14 protein-coding genes are annotated in these 13,129 nt (G+C 70.2%); 9 read left to right on the forward strand and 5 right to left on the reverse strand.

The genetic code is table 11. From position 1 onward, the window contains the following. The first annotated feature begins 2 nt into the window (after positions 1–2). The 4 genes from cbiE to CIW48_RS17480 are packed head-to-tail and all read left to right on the forward strand — an operon-like array spanning position 3 to position 3,713. A complete protein-coding gene (gene cbiE, locus CIW48_RS17465) occupies positions 3–1,223 on the forward strand; it encodes a precorrin-6y C5,15-methyltransferase (decarboxylating) subunit CbiE (protein WP_149311906.1) in 1,221 nt (406 codons plus the stop codon). Continuing rightward, positions 1,202–1,624, forward strand: coding sequence for a cobalamin biosynthesis protein (locus tag CIW48_RS17470; RefSeq protein WP_149311907.1), 423 nt, complete (start codon positions 1,202–1,204; stop codon positions 1,622–1,624). The genes cbiE and CIW48_RS17470 overlap by 22 nt, the downstream gene beginning before the upstream one ends. Then, the gene (gene cobM, locus CIW48_RS17475) at positions 1,621–2,397 is read left to right on the forward strand and encodes a precorrin-4 C(11)-methyltransferase (RefSeq protein ID WP_149311908.1); all 777 of its coding nucleotides are present in this window, start codon (positions 1,621–1,623) and stop codon (positions 2,395–2,397) included. The genes CIW48_RS17470 and cobM overlap by 4 nt, the downstream gene beginning before the upstream one ends. After that, entirely contained in the window at positions 2,391–3,713 is a 1,323-nt protein-coding gene (locus CIW48_RS17480) for a cobyrinate a,c-diamide synthase (protein WP_149311909.1), read from the forward strand. Before cobM ends, CIW48_RS17480 begins: the two co-directional genes overlap by 7 nt. Before the next feature lie 55 nt (positions 3,714–3,768). Here CIW48_RS17480 and CIW48_RS17485 read toward each other — a convergent pair whose 3' ends face one another. Continuing rightward, a complete protein-coding gene (locus CIW48_RS17485; protein ID WP_149311967.1) occupies positions 3,769–4,203 on the reverse strand; it encodes a helix-turn-helix transcriptional regulator in 435 nt (144 codons plus the stop codon). Positions 4,204–4,557: 354 nt separating this feature from the next. Between CIW48_RS17485 and CIW48_RS17490 the strand changes: the two genes are divergently transcribed. Together CIW48_RS17490 and CIW48_RS17495 are read left to right on the forward strand one after the other, a co-directional pair. Continuing rightward, positions 4,558–4,905, forward strand: a complete 348-nt coding sequence (locus CIW48_RS17490; protein WP_149311910.1) for an antibiotic biosynthesis monooxygenase — start codon at positions 4,558–4,560, stop codon at positions 4,903–4,905. A 334-nt stretch (positions 4,906–5,239) separates the two neighbouring features. Further along, positions 5,240–6,745, forward strand: a complete 1,506-nt coding sequence (locus CIW48_RS17495) for an undecaprenyl-phosphate glucose phosphotransferase (RefSeq protein ID WP_149311911.1) — start codon at positions 5,240–5,242, stop codon at positions 6,743–6,745. 52 nt (positions 6,746–6,797) lie between these two features. Here CIW48_RS17495 and CIW48_RS17500 read toward each other — a convergent pair whose 3' ends face one another. Further along, positions 6,798–7,283 carry a transcriptional repressor gene (locus CIW48_RS17500; protein ID WP_149311912.1) on the reverse strand — a complete coding sequence of 162 codons (486 nt, stop codon included), beginning with the start codon at positions 7,281–7,283 and terminating at the stop codon, positions 6,798–6,800. Positions 7,284–7,536: 253 nt separating this feature from the next. On the opposite strand from CIW48_RS17500, the gene CIW48_RS17505 reads away from it, so the two are divergent. Together CIW48_RS17505 and CIW48_RS17510 are read left to right on the forward strand one after the other, a co-directional pair. Continuing rightward, positions 7,537–8,337, forward strand: a complete 801-nt coding sequence (locus CIW48_RS17505) for an ABC transporter ATP-binding protein (protein WP_149311913.1) — start codon at positions 7,537–7,539, stop codon at positions 8,335–8,337. Between the two features lie 47 nt (positions 8,338–8,384). Beyond that, positions 8,385–9,209: a metal ABC transporter permease gene (locus tag CIW48_RS17510; protein WP_091778937.1), complete on the forward strand. Its 825-nt coding sequence runs from the start codon at positions 8,385–8,387 to the stop codon at positions 9,207–9,209. Here the strand turns inward: CIW48_RS17510 and CIW48_RS17515 are convergent, their stop codons facing one another. Genes CIW48_RS17515 through CIW48_RS17525 form a run of 3 tightly spaced genes read right to left on the reverse strand, consistent with a single transcriptional unit; the run spans position 9,210 to position 11,937 of the window. Continuing rightward, on the reverse strand, positions 9,210–10,073 hold the full coding sequence (locus CIW48_RS17515; protein WP_149311914.1) for an SDR family oxidoreductase: 864 nt from the start codon (positions 10,071–10,073) through the stop codon (positions 9,210–9,212). It lies immediately after the preceding gene. Next, a complete protein-coding gene (gene queG / locus CIW48_RS17520) occupies positions 10,070–11,215 on the reverse strand; it encodes a tRNA epoxyqueuosine(34) reductase QueG (RefSeq protein ID WP_149311915.1) in 1,146 nt (381 codons plus the stop codon). The genes CIW48_RS17515 and queG overlap by 4 nt, the downstream gene beginning before the upstream one ends. A gap of 29 nt (positions 11,216–11,244) precedes the next feature. Beyond that, positions 11,245–11,937 carry a glutathione S-transferase family protein gene (locus CIW48_RS17525; RefSeq protein ID WP_091778758.1) on the reverse strand — a complete coding sequence of 231 codons (693 nt, stop codon included), beginning with the start codon at positions 11,935–11,937 and terminating at the stop codon, positions 11,245–11,247. Between the two features lie 253 nt (positions 11,938–12,190). On the opposite strand from CIW48_RS17525, the gene CIW48_RS17530 reads away from it, so the two are divergent. Then, positions 12,191–12,994 carry an undecaprenyl-diphosphate phosphatase gene (locus CIW48_RS17530; RefSeq protein ID WP_149311916.1) on the forward strand — a complete coding sequence of 268 codons (804 nt, stop codon included), beginning with the start codon at positions 12,191–12,193 and terminating at the stop codon, positions 12,992–12,994. The last annotated feature ends 135 nt before the right edge of the window (positions 12,995–13,129 follow it).

Raw genomic sequence — 13,129 nt, forward strand, 5'->3', positions numbered from 1 at the left:
CCATGAGCGCTGAGCCTCTGTCGAGCACTCCCTGGCTGTCGATCGTCGGGATCGGCGAAGACGGCCGGGCCGGGTTGACGCCGGCCGCCGCCGCCGCGCTCGACGACGCCCGTGTGGTCTACGGGGGCCGGCGCCACCTCGCCCTCGCGGGGCCGCTCGGCGCAGAGACGCGATCCTGGCCGAGCCCGATCCACGAGGCCTATCCCGAGATCCTCGCGCGGCGCGGCGAGCCAACCTGCATCCTCGCCACCGGCGATCCGTTCCATTACGGCATCGGCGCCGAAATCGCCCGGATAGTGCCGGCGGGCGAGATCCGCGCCTTTCCGCAGCCCTCGGCCTTCAGCCTCGCCTGCGCGCGGCTCGGCTGGCCGCTCGCGGAGTGCGCGCTGGTCACGCTCCATGGGCGCGCGCTGACCCGGATCGTCCCGCATCTCCAGCCGGGGGCGCGGCTGCTCGTTTTGTCCTGGGACGGCACGACGCCCGGCGTGCTCGCCGCCCTGCTGCGAGAGCGGGGCTTCGGCGCGTCGACGCTGACGGTGCTGGAGGCGATGGGCGGCCCGCGCGAGCGCGTCCGCACGGGCCTTGCCGACGCGTTCGACGATGCCGCCATCGATCCGCTGAACACGGTGGCGATCGCGGTGGCGGGTGCCGGCCGCGCCCTGCCCCTCGCGCCGGGCCTCGACGACAACCTGTTCGAGAGCGACGGACAGCTCACCAAAGCCGAGATCCGGGCTCTGACGCTCTCCGCGCTTCGTCCGCATCCGGGCCTGCATCTCTGGGATGTCGGTGCAGGCGCAGGTTCGATCGCGATCGAGTGGATGCTGCGCCATCCGAGTCTGCGCGCCACGGCGGTCGAGGGCCGTCCGGACCGGGCCGAGCGTATCCGCCGCAACGCCGAGACCCTGGGGACGCCGGATCTCGCCGTCGTCATCGGCGCGGCCCCTGGGGCGCTCGACGGACTGCCGGCGCCGGACGCGGTGTTCATCGGTGGCGGCGTCTCGGAGCCGGGGGTTCTGTCGGCGGTGCTCGCGGCCCTCCGGAGTGGCGGGCGCTGCGTCGCCAACGCCGTCACCCTGGAAGGCGAGGCCGCGCTGCTGGCGGCCTTCGCGACGCAGGGCGGCAGCCTGCGCCGCTACGGTGTCGAGCGGGCAAGTCCGGTCGGCGCGATGAATGGCTGGCGCCCCGCCATGGCGGTGACCCAATGGGCCTGGACCAAGCCGTGACCGGGCCGCTGGTCGCAGGGATCGGTTTCCGCCGTGGGACCGACCCCGACGAGATCGCGGCGCTGATCGAGCGGGCGCTTGCGACACTCGGCGCAGAGCGATCGCACCTGACGGCCGTGGCGACGGCGGCCGACCGAGCCTCGGAGCCGGCGATCCGCGCCGCGACGGCGCGGTTCGGCCTGTCACCTCACCCGGTCTCCCCCGAGGCACTGGAGGCGCGCGACGTTGAGATCGTCACCCGCTCCGCGCGGATCGAGCGCCTGCGCGGGGTCGGCTCGCTGGCCGAGGCGGCGGCCCTCGCCGGCGCGGGACCCCGGAGCCGCCTCGCTTTGCCTCGGATCGCGAGCGGCGGCGCCACTTGCGCCCTGGCGGTCCGATACGACACGACACGGGAATCATGACCGTTCACTTCATCGGCGCCGGCCCCGGCGCGGCCGACCTGATCACTGTGCGCGGGCGCGACCGCATCGCCGCCAGCCCCGTCTGCCTCTATGCGGGCTCGCTCGTCGCTCCCGAGATCCTGGGCTGGTGCCCGCCTGGCGCCCGGATCGTCGATACAGCCCCCCTTGACCTCGACGCCATCGTGGCGGAGATCCGGACGGCGCATGCGGCCGGGCAGGACGTGGCGCGCCTGCATTCCGGCGACCTGTCGATCTGGAGCGCGCTGGCCGAGCAGATGCGCCGGCTCGACGCGCTGGCCATTCCCTACACGGTGACGCCGGGCGTCCCGGCCTTCGCCGCTGCGGCCGCCCTTCTGCGCCGCGAATTGACGGTGCCGGGCGTGGCGCAGAGCGTGATCCTGACCCGCACGTCGGGGCGCGCGAGCGCGATGCCCGAGCGGGAGACCCTGGCGGCCTACGCGGCCACCGGCGCGACCCTGGCGATCCACCTGTCGATCCACGTGGTCGAGGCGGTCGCCGCGGAACTGATCCCCTTCTACGGGCCGACATGCCCGGCCGCGGCCGTGTTCCGGGCCTCCTGGCCGGACGAGCGGGCCCTCGTCGGCGATCTCGCCACGCTGCCCGGCCTCGTCGCGGAGGCCGGCCTTGAGCGTACCGCCCTGATCCTGGTCGGACCGGCGCTGGGCGCCGCGGAGTTCCGCGAGAGCGCGCTCTACGCGCCCGACTACGACCGGCGCTACCGGCCCGGCGGCACGGTGGGGCAACGATCGTGAGCGCCCCCGGCCTCCTCGTCGCGGCGCCGCGCTCCAGCTCCGGCAAGACGACCGTCACCCTCGCCCTGTTGCGCGCCCTCACCCGGCGCGGCCTGCGGGTGCGGGGCGCGAAATGCGGCCCGGACTACATCGACCCGGCCTTCCACCAGGCCGCGACCGGTCATCCGAGCTTCAACCTCGACAGCTTCGCCATGGCGACGCCGTTCCTCGATGCGCTCGCCGGCGAGACGGCGGCGAGCGCCGATCTCGTGATCGCCGAGGGCTCCATGGGCCTGTTCGACGGCGTCCGCGCCGCCGAGAACCGGACTGGGGCGAATGCCGATATCGCGGCGCGCTACGGCTGGCCGGTCGTGCTCGTGGTGGACGTGTCGGGCGCGGCGCAATCGGCCGCCGCCGTGGCGCTGGGCTGCAAGCTCTACGATCCCCGGGTGCAGATCGCCGGGGTCATCCTCAACAAGGTGGCGAGCGCCCGCCATCGGCGCCTCGTGGAGGCCGGGATGGAGCGCGCCGGGCTGCCGGTGCTCGGCGCGCTGATGCGCGACGCGCAGCTGGTCCTGCCCGAACGTCACCTGGGTCTCGTCCAGGCCGGCGAGACTGCCGATCTCGCCGCACGTCTCGACCGCCTCGCCGATCTCGCGGAAGCGGGGATCGATCTCGACGCGGTCAGGGCCTGCGCGGGGGGGGCCGTGCCGGTCTCCGGTGGCCGACCGCCGCAGCCGCCTGGTCAGCGCGTAGCGGTCGCCCGGGATGCGGCGTTCAGCTTCCTCTATCCGCATCTGGAGACCGGCTGGCGGATGGCCGGCGCCGAACTCGTCCCCTTCTCGCCGCTCGCCGACCAGGGGCCGCCGGAGGATTGCGACGTCTGCTGGCTGCCCGGCGGTTATCCCGAACTGCACGCGGGCCGGATCGCCGGTGCCTCCTTATTCCTGGAGGGTCTGCGCAACTTCGCCCGGACACGCCCCGTCCATGGGGAGTGCGGCGGGTACATGGTCCTCGGACAGACGCTGCAGGACGCGGACGGCGTCACCCATGCCATGGCGGGACTCCTGCCGGTGGCGACATCCTATCATCAGCGCAAACTGCATCTCGGCTATCGCGTCGCCCGGCTCTGCGAGTCCAGCATGCTCGGACCGGGCGGCTCGCGGCTCATCGGGCACGAGTTCCATTATGCCAGCGAACTCTCGCCCAGCGCCCCCGAGGCAACGGCCCTTGCCCGCGTTTCGGACGCGGAGGGCGTGGATCTCGGATTCGCCGGTCATCGGGTCGGACCCGTAACCGGCAGCTTCTTCCACCTGATCGCGGCGGACCTTCCGTGAGGCGGATCCCGACGGGGGTGCTTCCCGGGCGGCAGGATGATGACCGGTCCGACCGTCAGGCCGGATCGGGCGTCGCTTCGGCCTTGCGATTCTGCGCGACACGCGCGGCGCTGCGGACCAGAGCCAGCACATCGCGGCGCATCTGATCGTCCTCGATCTGCGCGTAGGCACGCAGAAGCTCGATGGCACCATGGGCACTGAGGAAGCCGAACACGTCTTCCTGGGCGTTCTCCCGGGGCTCGCCTTCCTCGAAGAATGCGGAGACCGGAACCTCGAGAAGGCGCGCGATCTCACGCAACCGACCTGCGCCGACCCGATTCTGACCCTTCTCGTATTTCTGTACCTGCTGGAAGGTCACACCGACCGCGTTGCCGAGTGCGGTCTGGCTCAGGCCGCGGGCCTTGCGCAGGGCCGTGATGCGGATGCCGACCAGACGATCGACATCCGTCGTCTGCTTCGGCATCGTCGGCCCGGAGGAATCCTTTTCCATGGCGTGGGTTGCATCCTCCTGCGGACGGGGTGTCTTCGCCTCGCTGTCGCGCCGCTTCACCGTCCGCCCCTAAGTCGCATCTCGTGCACGCCAGGTTGCCGGTACTCCGTGCCGCATCCGGCTATAGCCTTCATACCGGCACAAGTGAACCGCGCCGCAGTAGGACACCAAGTTGTCAAGCTTCGCAAGTCGAAGCTTACAGCTTCTAGTTTAACTTCACATATCTTGGCAACATTGTTGCTGAAATGTCGGCGCCGAGGACTGGGCTGCTTTTGTGGTGCGCCTTGTCGCCGCGCGTCCGTTCCCCTTAGGAACACGGAAGCTTGTAGGGTTGGTACTGCGCAGGAGACACGCATGTTCATCGCAATGAATCGATTCAAGGTCGTTAAGGACGCCACGGCGGATTTCGAGGCCGTCTGGCTCGGGCGCGACAGCCACCTCGGGGAGATGCCTGGCTTCGTCGAGTTCCACCTGCTGCGCGGACCCGAGTACGAGGATCACGTCCTGTACGCCTCGCACACGATCTGGCGGTCGCGGGCGGAGTTCGAGGCCTGGACGCGGTCCGAGCAGTTCCGCAAGGCCCATGGTCGCGTTCCCTCGACCAAGCCTCTGTATCTCGGCCATCCCCAGTTCGAAGGTTTCGAGACCATCCAGACCGTCGGCGGGACAGCCGAAGCCCACCAGGGCGCCGAATCCGTCTGACGGAACCCCGACCCCGGCCCGGAGGGCTGGGGTCATCACGCACACCCGGTAGGTTGAAACAGCCGGGTAAGATACCCGCCTGAATTGAAATGGTACCGGCGGAAACGGTTCGACACGAAATCTTGCGGCCGTCCGATGCGCCGAACAGCCACTCAGCATTAATCATGTATTGCATCGACCGAGGGCGCGCCCTAGGTCGCACCGTCCCTCCGTGATTGCGATCGTGAACCCGCGAGGCCCGCGGATTGCTCCGGTACCGTCACCAGGCGGCGCCGAAACCTTTCGTGTCTCAGACTGGTACAGAGTCCGACTAAGACGGGACGTTGCGGGTCAGATGTTTCACGATCGGCTTCCGGAGACGTTTCAGGCGCTGCCGACTTCGGCAGAGCGCCGCCGCAATGTTTGGTCGGCACTGCTGCCGCGCCGCGGTCGCGTGCTGGCGCGCATCGCCCTCTCGACGGCGCTCGCCGCCACCGACCTCGCGGCGATCGTGGCGGTGACCCTGGGCCTCGAATTCGCCTACCACGTCGCAACGCAGGACAGCACGGCCTGGGCGGGTGCTCTCCGCGGCCTGCGGCTGGCGGCGCTGCTCGGCCTGGTGATCATCGCCACGAACGTCCTGCGCGAGGAATACAGCCTCGAGACCGTCATGGCGCAAAAGCCGGGCATCCAGCGGGGGGCCTCCCTCTGGCTGGTCGCCTGGGCGGCCGTGCTCGTGGTCAGCTTCATGACCAAGACGACCAACGATTATTCGCGCCTCGTCTCGTTCGGGATCTTCGCCCTCGGCCTGCCGGTTCTGATCGGAGCCCGCACGGCGGTGCGACGCCTGGTGTCGCAGCGGCTCAGTGCCGGATCGACCACGGCGAGCCGGATCCACCTCGTGGGCTACGAGGAGGACATCGCGCGCTTCTACGCCGGCAAGGAAGTCGATCATCTTGGCTCGCGAATCATCGGGACGAGCTATCTGCGGCGCGTGGATCCCGGCGCAGACGTGGCCACACGGTACGACCAGTTGCAGGAGGATCTCGACCTCGCCGTCTCGGTGGTGCGCTTCCTCCGGCCGGACGACGTCTTCGTCCTCGTCCCCTGGGCCGACACCGCGGAGGTCGAGCGCTGCATCGACGCGTTCCTCCGGGTCCCCTCGGCCCTGCACCTGCGTCCCGGCGCGGTCCTCGACCGCTTCCCCGACCTGCAGGTCGCCCGGGTCGGCGGGGTCTCGGGGATCAATATCGGCCGTCGGCCGCTGAACCTCGGCGAGGTCGTGCTGAAGCGGGCCTTCGACCTGGTCGTGGCGGCCATCGCCCTCGTGTCGCTGTCGCCCTTGCTGGTGGCGATCGCCGTGGCCATCAAGCTCGACAGCCCCGGCCCGGTCTTCTTCCGCCAGAAGCGCTACGGCTTCAATCAGCAGCCGTTCGGGGTCTTCAAGTTCCGGTCGATGCGGGCGGACTCGAACACCGCCTTCCGTCAGGCGACGCGCAACGACAGCCGGATCACCCGGTTCGGCGCGATCCTCCGTCGCACGAATCTCGACGAGCTGCCCCAGCTGATCAACGTCCTGCGCGGAGAGATGTCGCTGGTCGGTCCCCGTCCGCACGCGATGGCGCATGACCGGAGCTTCGAGCGGCGGATCGCCCTCTACGCCCGCCGCCACAACGTGAAGCCGGGGATCACCGGCTGGGCCCAGGTCAACGGTTACCGCGGCGAGACGCAGACCGACCTTGCGATGGAGCAGCGCATCGCCTGCGACCTGTACTACATCGACAATTGGTCGATCTGGTTCGACATTCAGATCATGATCCAGACGATCGTCTCGCGCCGAGCCTACCAGAACGCGTTCTAGCGGGCTGCCGGGGACTCGCCGCCGTCCCCATCCTGGCCGGCGCGGCAGCGCCTCAGGGTGCCGGCTTCCGATCGCGGCACGCGCCGCAATCGCCCTCGACCTCCAGGATGCTGTGGGTCGGCGTGAAGCTGGCCCGCTCCAGGGTGCGTCCAAGGCTGCCCTCGACCTCCTCCGACGAGGCCTCGTCGACCCCGCCGCAGGTGCGGCAGATCAGGAAGATCACCCCCTCGCCGGGCGCGTGGCCGTGCGTGCAGGGGATGAAGGCGTTCCGGCTCGCGATCCGGTGGACAAGCCCCTGCTCCATCAGGAAATCGAGGGCCCGGTAGACGGAGACCGGTGCCACGCGCTTGCCCGGCACGCTCAACCGCTCGGCGATGTCGTAGGCGCCCTGGGCTTTCCCGGCCTCGGCCACGGCCTCCAGCACATCCCGGCGCAGCGGCGTGAATTGCAGACCGCGCTCGCGACAGAGGGCCTCGGCCCGCGCGAGCATGTCACCGGTGCCGACGTGGCACGCGTCGTGACCCTCGTGACGGTGCATGATTGCTCCAGACATGATCAGCAGGTTGTCCCGCGGGTTTGTTACAGTGTATCACCGCCGCCCAGGACCGCACCAGTAGCCCCGGTGGTGCCCGCGCCGGTTCAGTGCGCGACGAGGATCCCTTGCCGACCCTTCCCAGCCCGAGACACGTGGCCCGGCATTCGCTGTTCCAGAGCGGGATCGGCCTGCGGCTGGCCCTCGCCGCGACGCTCGCGACGCTGGTCTGGCTGACCATTGCCTGGGCGCTTTCGGCATGAGCGGCCGGAATCCGGATCCGATCCGCCTCGTCGGCCTCACTCTCGGTTACGACCGGCATCCGGCGGTCCACCATCTCGACGGCTCCGTGCGGGCCGGCGATCTGCTCGCTTTGGTCGGACCGAACGGGGCCGGCAAGTCGACGCTTCTCAAGGGCATGGCCGGAGAGATCCGCTGCCTCGACGGCCGAATCGAGCGCGCGGGCGCCATCGCCTACATGCCGCAGGTGGACGAGATCGACCGAAGCTTTCCGCTCACCGTCATGGATCTCGCCGGGATGGGTCTCTGGCGGAAGGCGGGGGCGTGGCGCAGCCTCGTCCGGCGGCGCCCGGCGGCCGAGGCCGCGCTGGCGGCGGTCGGTCTCGAGGGCTTCGCGGCGCGGCCGATCGGCACCCTGTCGGGCGGCCAGTTCAGGCGGGCCCTGTTCGCGCGGCTGATCCTGCAGGATTGCCCCGTCGTGCTCCTCGACGAGCCGTTCACCGGCATCGACGCGCGGACGGTGGAGGATCTGCTCACCCTGATCCGGACCTGGCACGACGAGGGACGCACGATCGTGGCCGCCCTGCACGACCTCGCGCAGGTCCGCGCGCACTTCCCGTCGACGCTCCTGCTCGCCCGGGAGCCCGTGGCCTGGGGGCCGACCGCGCGGGTTCTCACCGCCGAGAATCTCGCCCGCGCCCGCAACCTGTCCGAGGCCTGGGACGAGGGCGCGGCAATCTGCACCGGACCGCGCGAGCACCCGGCCGTGGCGCATGATCACGGCGCCGCCGCGCATCACCACCACGAGGACGCCGCGTGACCGATCCGTTCGGATCCTTCCTCGCGCCGTTCGTCGAATTCGGCTTCATGCGCCGGGCGCTGGCGGGCTGCCTCGCGCTGTCGGTGTCGGCGCCGCCCATCGGCGTCTTCCTGACTTTGCGCCGCATGAGCCTGATGAGCGACGCGATGAGCCACGCGATCCTGCCGGGAGCCGCGGTCGGCTTCCTGGTCGCCGGCCTGTCCCTGCCGGCGATGACGCTGGGCGGCCTGGTCGCCGGCCTCGCGGTGGCCCTGCTCGCCGGCGCGGTCACCCGGGCGACCACGATCCGGGAGGACGCCAACCTCGCGGCCTTCTACCTCATCTCGCTCGCCGCCGGCGTGCTGTTGGTCTCCCTGCGCGGATCGCAGATCGACCTGATGCACTTCCTGTTCGGCTCGGTCCTGGCGCTCGACGATTCCGCCCTCTGGCTGCTCGGCGGCATCAGTACGCTGACCCTCCTGGCGCTCGCCGTGATCTACCGGCCGCTGGTGATGGAATGCGTCGACCCGCTGTTCCTGCGGAGCGTCAGCCGCAGCGGCGGACCGGTCCACCTCGCCTTCCTGGCGCTCGTGGTGGTCAATCTCGTGGGCGGGTTCCAGGCCCTCGGCACGCTGCTGGCGGTGGGGCTGATGCTCCTGCCCGCGGTGGCGGCCCGGTTCTGGGCCCGGGACCTGGCCGGGCTGATCCCGGTCTCGATGCTGATCGCCGCCATCGCGAGCGTCTCGGGGCTCAGCCTGTCGTACCAGTACGACCTGCCGAGCGGCCCGGCCATCGTGCTGGCGGCGGGGGCGCTCTACGTCGCCTCGATGATGGTCGGCCCGCGCGGCGGGCTGCTGCGCCGCCTCGTGCGGCCGCGCCACCTCGAAGCCTGATCAGGGCTGGTCCTTCAGGGCCGCGAGACCCTCGCGATAGCTCGGATAGGCGAGCGCCACGCCGAGTTCATCGCGGATCAGCCGGTTCTGCACGCGCTTGTTCTCGCCGTAGAAGCTGCGCGCCATCGGCGACAGGTCGGCGGTCTCGAAATCGATCGCGGGCGGCAGCGGCAGGCCGGTGAGCCAAGCGGCGTGCTCCGTCACGGTCTGGGGCGCGGTCGGCTCGTCGTCGGTGACGTTGTAGATCGCCCCCGGCCGCGGCCGGTCGACGGAGGCCAGCAGCGTCGTGGCGATGTCGTCGACATGGATGCGGTTGAAGACCTGACCGGCCTTCACGATGCGCTGCGAGCGGCCCTCGCGCAGCTTCACGATCGGGTTGCGCCCGGGCCCGTAGATGCCCGACAGCCGGAAGACCTGCACGGCTTTGCCCGTCCGCGCGCCGAGCGCCAGCCACGCCGCCTCGGCGTCGAGGCGCACCTTGGACCGGGCGCTGCGCGGGTTCGCCGGCGTCGCCTCGTCGATCCAGGCGCCGCCCTGGTCGCCGTAGACGCCGATGGTCGAGAGGTAGCCGATCCAGCCGATCCGGCTCGCCGCGACGGCGTCCGCGTAGCGGGCCAGAACCGGGTCGCCGGCCTCGCCGGGAGGCGCCGAGACGAGGAGCACATCGGTGCGGGCGAGATCCGCCGCGATCCGGGAATCGTCGGCCCCGGGGCCGAAGGCCCGCATGGCGAACCCGGTCTCCGCCGCGATCCGGTCGGCGGCCGCGGCATCCGTGACGGTGGCGCAGACGGTGTCGAAACGCGCCCGTGCCCGCTCGGCGAAACGGCGGCCGGTGAAACCGAGCCCGAAGACGAAGAGATTCATGCGGCGGATGTCTCGCCCGCCGGCGATTCCGTCAAGCCGGCGGCGGCTTGCCACTCGTCGCGGACATGGGCATCGGTTTCGCCGTCGCCGTGCCGCCTCCGGAGTGCGCGCACGGCATCCGGCGCGAGGAGCCGGGCGCAGGCCCAGACCGCCATGCCGCGCACCAGCGGGGACGTGTCGGTGAGCCCCGCAACGGCCGCGCCCGCCAGATCAAGATCGCCGGAATTGCCGATTGCGATCATGACGTTGCGCAGGAACCGGTCGCGCCCGGTGCGCTTCACCGGCGTGCCGGCGAAGAAGGACCGGAACGCGGCATCGTCGAGGGCCGCCAAATCCGCCAGCGCCGGGGCTGCCAGATCAGCCCGTGCGGCAAGCCGGCTCTCGGCCGCCGTGCCGGCGAACTTGTTCCAGGGACAGACGGCGAGGCAATCGTCGCAGCCGAAGACCCGGTTGCCGATCGCCGGCCGGAACGCCGCGGGGATCGGGCCGGCATGCTCGATCGTGAGATAGGAGATACAGCGGCGGGCATCGAGCCGGTAGGGCGCCGGGAAGGCGTCGGTCGGGCAGATGTCCAGGCAGGCGCGGCAGGAGCCGCAATGGTCGCGCTCCGGCGCGTCGGGCTCGAACTCCGCGCTGGTGTAGATCGCCCCGAGGAGCAGCCAGTTGCCGTGCCCGCGGGAAATCAGCACCGTGTGCTTGCCCTGCCAGCCGAGGCCGGCCGCCTCGGCGAGGGTCTTCTCCATGACGGGGGCAGTGTCGCAGAAGACCTTCACGCGCACGTCGCCCTTGGCGGACAGGTAGCCGCCCAATTCCTTCAGCCGGCCCTTCAAAACTTCGTGATAATCCCGCCTCTGCGCGTAGGCGGCGACGGCTCCGCGATCGCGCTGCGACAGGAGGTCGAGGGGATCGTGGTCGGGCCGGTAGCTCATCGCCACGACCAGGATGCTGCGCAGGCCGGGCCACAACCCCACCGGGCTCGCCCGCTGGTCGGCCCGGTCCGCCATCCACTCCATGGTGCCGTGCGCGCCCTCGGCGAGCCAGGCAGACAGGCGGCCCGGCAAGTCCGGAAGCCGGTCGGGGCGGGTGACGCGCAGGCCGCAGAATCCGAGGGCCCGGGCCCGGGTCTCGACGAGGCGCCGCAGGTCGGCGCCATGATAGGTCCGTCGCGCGTTCAGAAATCCAGATCCGCGTAATGGGCGGCCGGCGCCATGCCGGGCACCCGGTCGGCGAGGAGGCCGCGGAACGAGGGCCGCGACTTGACCCGTGCGTACCAGTTCCGCGCCATCTCGTCCTCGTCCCAGGGGACGTCGCCCAGATAGTCGACGCAGGAAAGATGGGCGGCCGCCGCCAGATCGGCATAGGTCAGGTTGTCGCCGGCGATCCAGCGCCGCCGCGCGATCAGGTAGCCGATGTATTTCAGATGGTAGCGCACGTTGGAGCGCGCGGCGCGGATCGCGTTCATGTCGGGGGGGCCGCCGCCCTCATGGGCCGCCATGAAGCGCTTCGAGATCTTCTCGTTGACCAGGTAGGCGGTCACCTCGGACTCGAACTTGACCAGGAACCAGTCGAGCAGGCGCCGCACCTCGACGCGCTCGACGGTGTCCTCCGGCAGCATCCGCCGCCCCGAGAGCCCGAGGCCGCGGGTCTCGTCGAGATACTCGGCGATGACGCCGGCGCCGGGGACCACGAGGCCGTTCTGCTCCAGCAGCACGGGCGTGATGCCCGCCGGATTGATCAGCAGGAAGTCGTCGCGTCGTTCCCAGGGCCGTTCCTCGAACAGCGTCGGCTCCATGCCCATCTCGGCGAGCACGAGACGGATGAACCGGGAATTCGCGCAGAAGGGGAAATGGTAGAGGGTTGCCATCGAGGCCGTGTGGGACGTTCGGTCTGCCAGCGCGGCCGGTCCCGCGCTCGTCGTGGGCCCTGAAGCGCAGATTTCCGGCGCGCAGGACTTAGGACCGAGCGTTATTGCCGGACCGTTGCCGAGCCCTTAACACGCGCGGCCCGGCCCGGTAACCGCCCGTCAACCCTGATCGGCGAAGTCTCGGGTACAACCATATCGCGTGGCAGGTGGCGGCTCGACGGGGGCCGCCGCGCCCGCGCCACAAGGCGTCACGATGGATCCGGCAAGCATCGGCAAGGCAGTGCTGCTCGCCCTGGTGGAGGGGGCGACCGAGTTCATCCCGGTCTCGTCGACCGGCCACCAGTTGCTGGTCGGCCACTTCATCGGCTTCCACTCGCCCAACAACACCTTCGAGGTGTTGATCCAGCTCGGCGCGATCCTGGCGATCCTGCTGGTGTATTTCCGCCGCCTGCTCGGCATTGCCACGGCGGTGCCGTCCGATCCGAAGGCGCGCCGGTTCGTGCTCGGCATCCTGGTGGCGTTCCTGCCGGCGGCGATCATCGGCGGCCTCTTCTCCAAGCTGATCAAGGCCTACCTGTTCAACCCGTGGATCGTCTGCGCGACCCTGGTGGCCGGCGGCTTGGTGCTCCTCGTCATCGACGACACCGACCTCGAGGTGAGGAAGACCGACGTCTACGACTTCTCGCTGCCGATGGACCTGAAGATCGGCATCTTCCAGTGCCTGGCGATGATCCCCGGCGTCTCGCGCTCGGGCGCCACGATCGTGGGTGCGATGCTGATGGGCGCCGACAAGCGCTCGGCCACCGAGTTCTCGTTCTACCTCGCGATGCCGACCATGGCGGGCGCCTTCGCCAAGGATTTGCTCGACAACTACAAGTACCTTTCGAGCAACGATGTCGGCCTGATCGTGATCGGCTTCATCGTGTCGTTCGTCTCGGCGCTGTTCGTGGTGCGGGTTCTCCTCGACTACGTCTCCCGCCACGGCTTCTGGCTGTTCGCGTGGTGGCGGATCATCGTCGGCGCTCTGGGCTTCGCCGGACTGATCATCCTGGGCTGAGGCGGGGATCCTCGCCCGAACGCGCGGACGACTTTGCGCCGCCGCCTTGATCCATCCACGCCGTCGTTCCGGGCCACCGCAGGCGAGCCCGGAATGGCGACCCGAATTGACAGGTGTCCCTCGCTTCGCCTCGGC

This window comes from Methylobacterium sp. P1-11, assembly GCF_008329595.1.
Lineage (GTDB): Bacteria > Pseudomonadota > Alphaproteobacteria > Rhizobiales > Beijerinckiaceae > Methylobacterium.

Excerpts from the sequence above, each read along its gene's own strand:
- CIW48_RS17510 (WP_091778937.1), top strand. The coding sequence starts at position 8,385 with ATGCGCCGGGCGCTGGCGGGCTGCCTCGCGCTGTCGGTGTCGGCGCCG.
- CIW48_RS17525 (WP_091778758.1), bottom strand. The coding sequence starts at position 11,937 with ATGGCAACCCTCTACCATTTCCCCTTCTGCGCGAATTCCCGGTTCATC.
- CIW48_RS17500 (WP_149311912.1), bottom strand. The coding sequence starts at position 7,283 with ATGCACCGTCACGAGGGTCACGACGCGTGCCACGTCGGCACCGGTGAC.
- CIW48_RS17530 (WP_149311916.1), top strand. The coding sequence starts at position 12,191 with ATGGATCCGGCAAGCATCGGCAAGGCAGTGCTGCTCGCCCTGGTGGAG.
- cbiE (WP_149311906.1), top strand. The coding sequence starts at position 3 with ATGAGCGCTGAGCCTCTGTCGAGCACTCCCTGGCTGTCGATCGTCGGG.
- CIW48_RS17495 (WP_149311911.1), top strand. The coding sequence starts at position 5,240 with ATGTTTCACGATCGGCTTCCGGAGACGTTTCAGGCGCTGCCGACTTCG.
- CIW48_RS17485 (WP_149311967.1), bottom strand. The coding sequence starts at position 4,203 with ATGGAAAAGGATTCCTCCGGGCCGACGATGCCGAAGCAGACGACGGAT.
- CIW48_RS17505 (WP_149311913.1), top strand. The coding sequence starts at position 7,537 with ATGAGCGGCCGGAATCCGGATCCGATCCGCCTCGTCGGCCTCACTCTC.
- cobM (WP_149311908.1), top strand. The coding sequence starts at position 1,621 with ATGACCGTTCACTTCATCGGCGCCGGCCCCGGCGCGGCCGACCTGATC.
- CIW48_RS17470 (WP_149311907.1), top strand. The coding sequence starts at position 1,202 with ATGGGCCTGGACCAAGCCGTGACCGGGCCGCTGGTCGCAGGGATCGGT.
- CIW48_RS17490 (WP_149311910.1), top strand. The coding sequence starts at position 4,558 with ATGTTCATCGCAATGAATCGATTCAAGGTCGTTAAGGACGCCACGGCG.
- CIW48_RS17515 (WP_149311914.1), bottom strand. The coding sequence starts at position 10,073 with ATGAATCTCTTCGTCTTCGGGCTCGGTTTCACCGGCCGCCGTTTCGCC.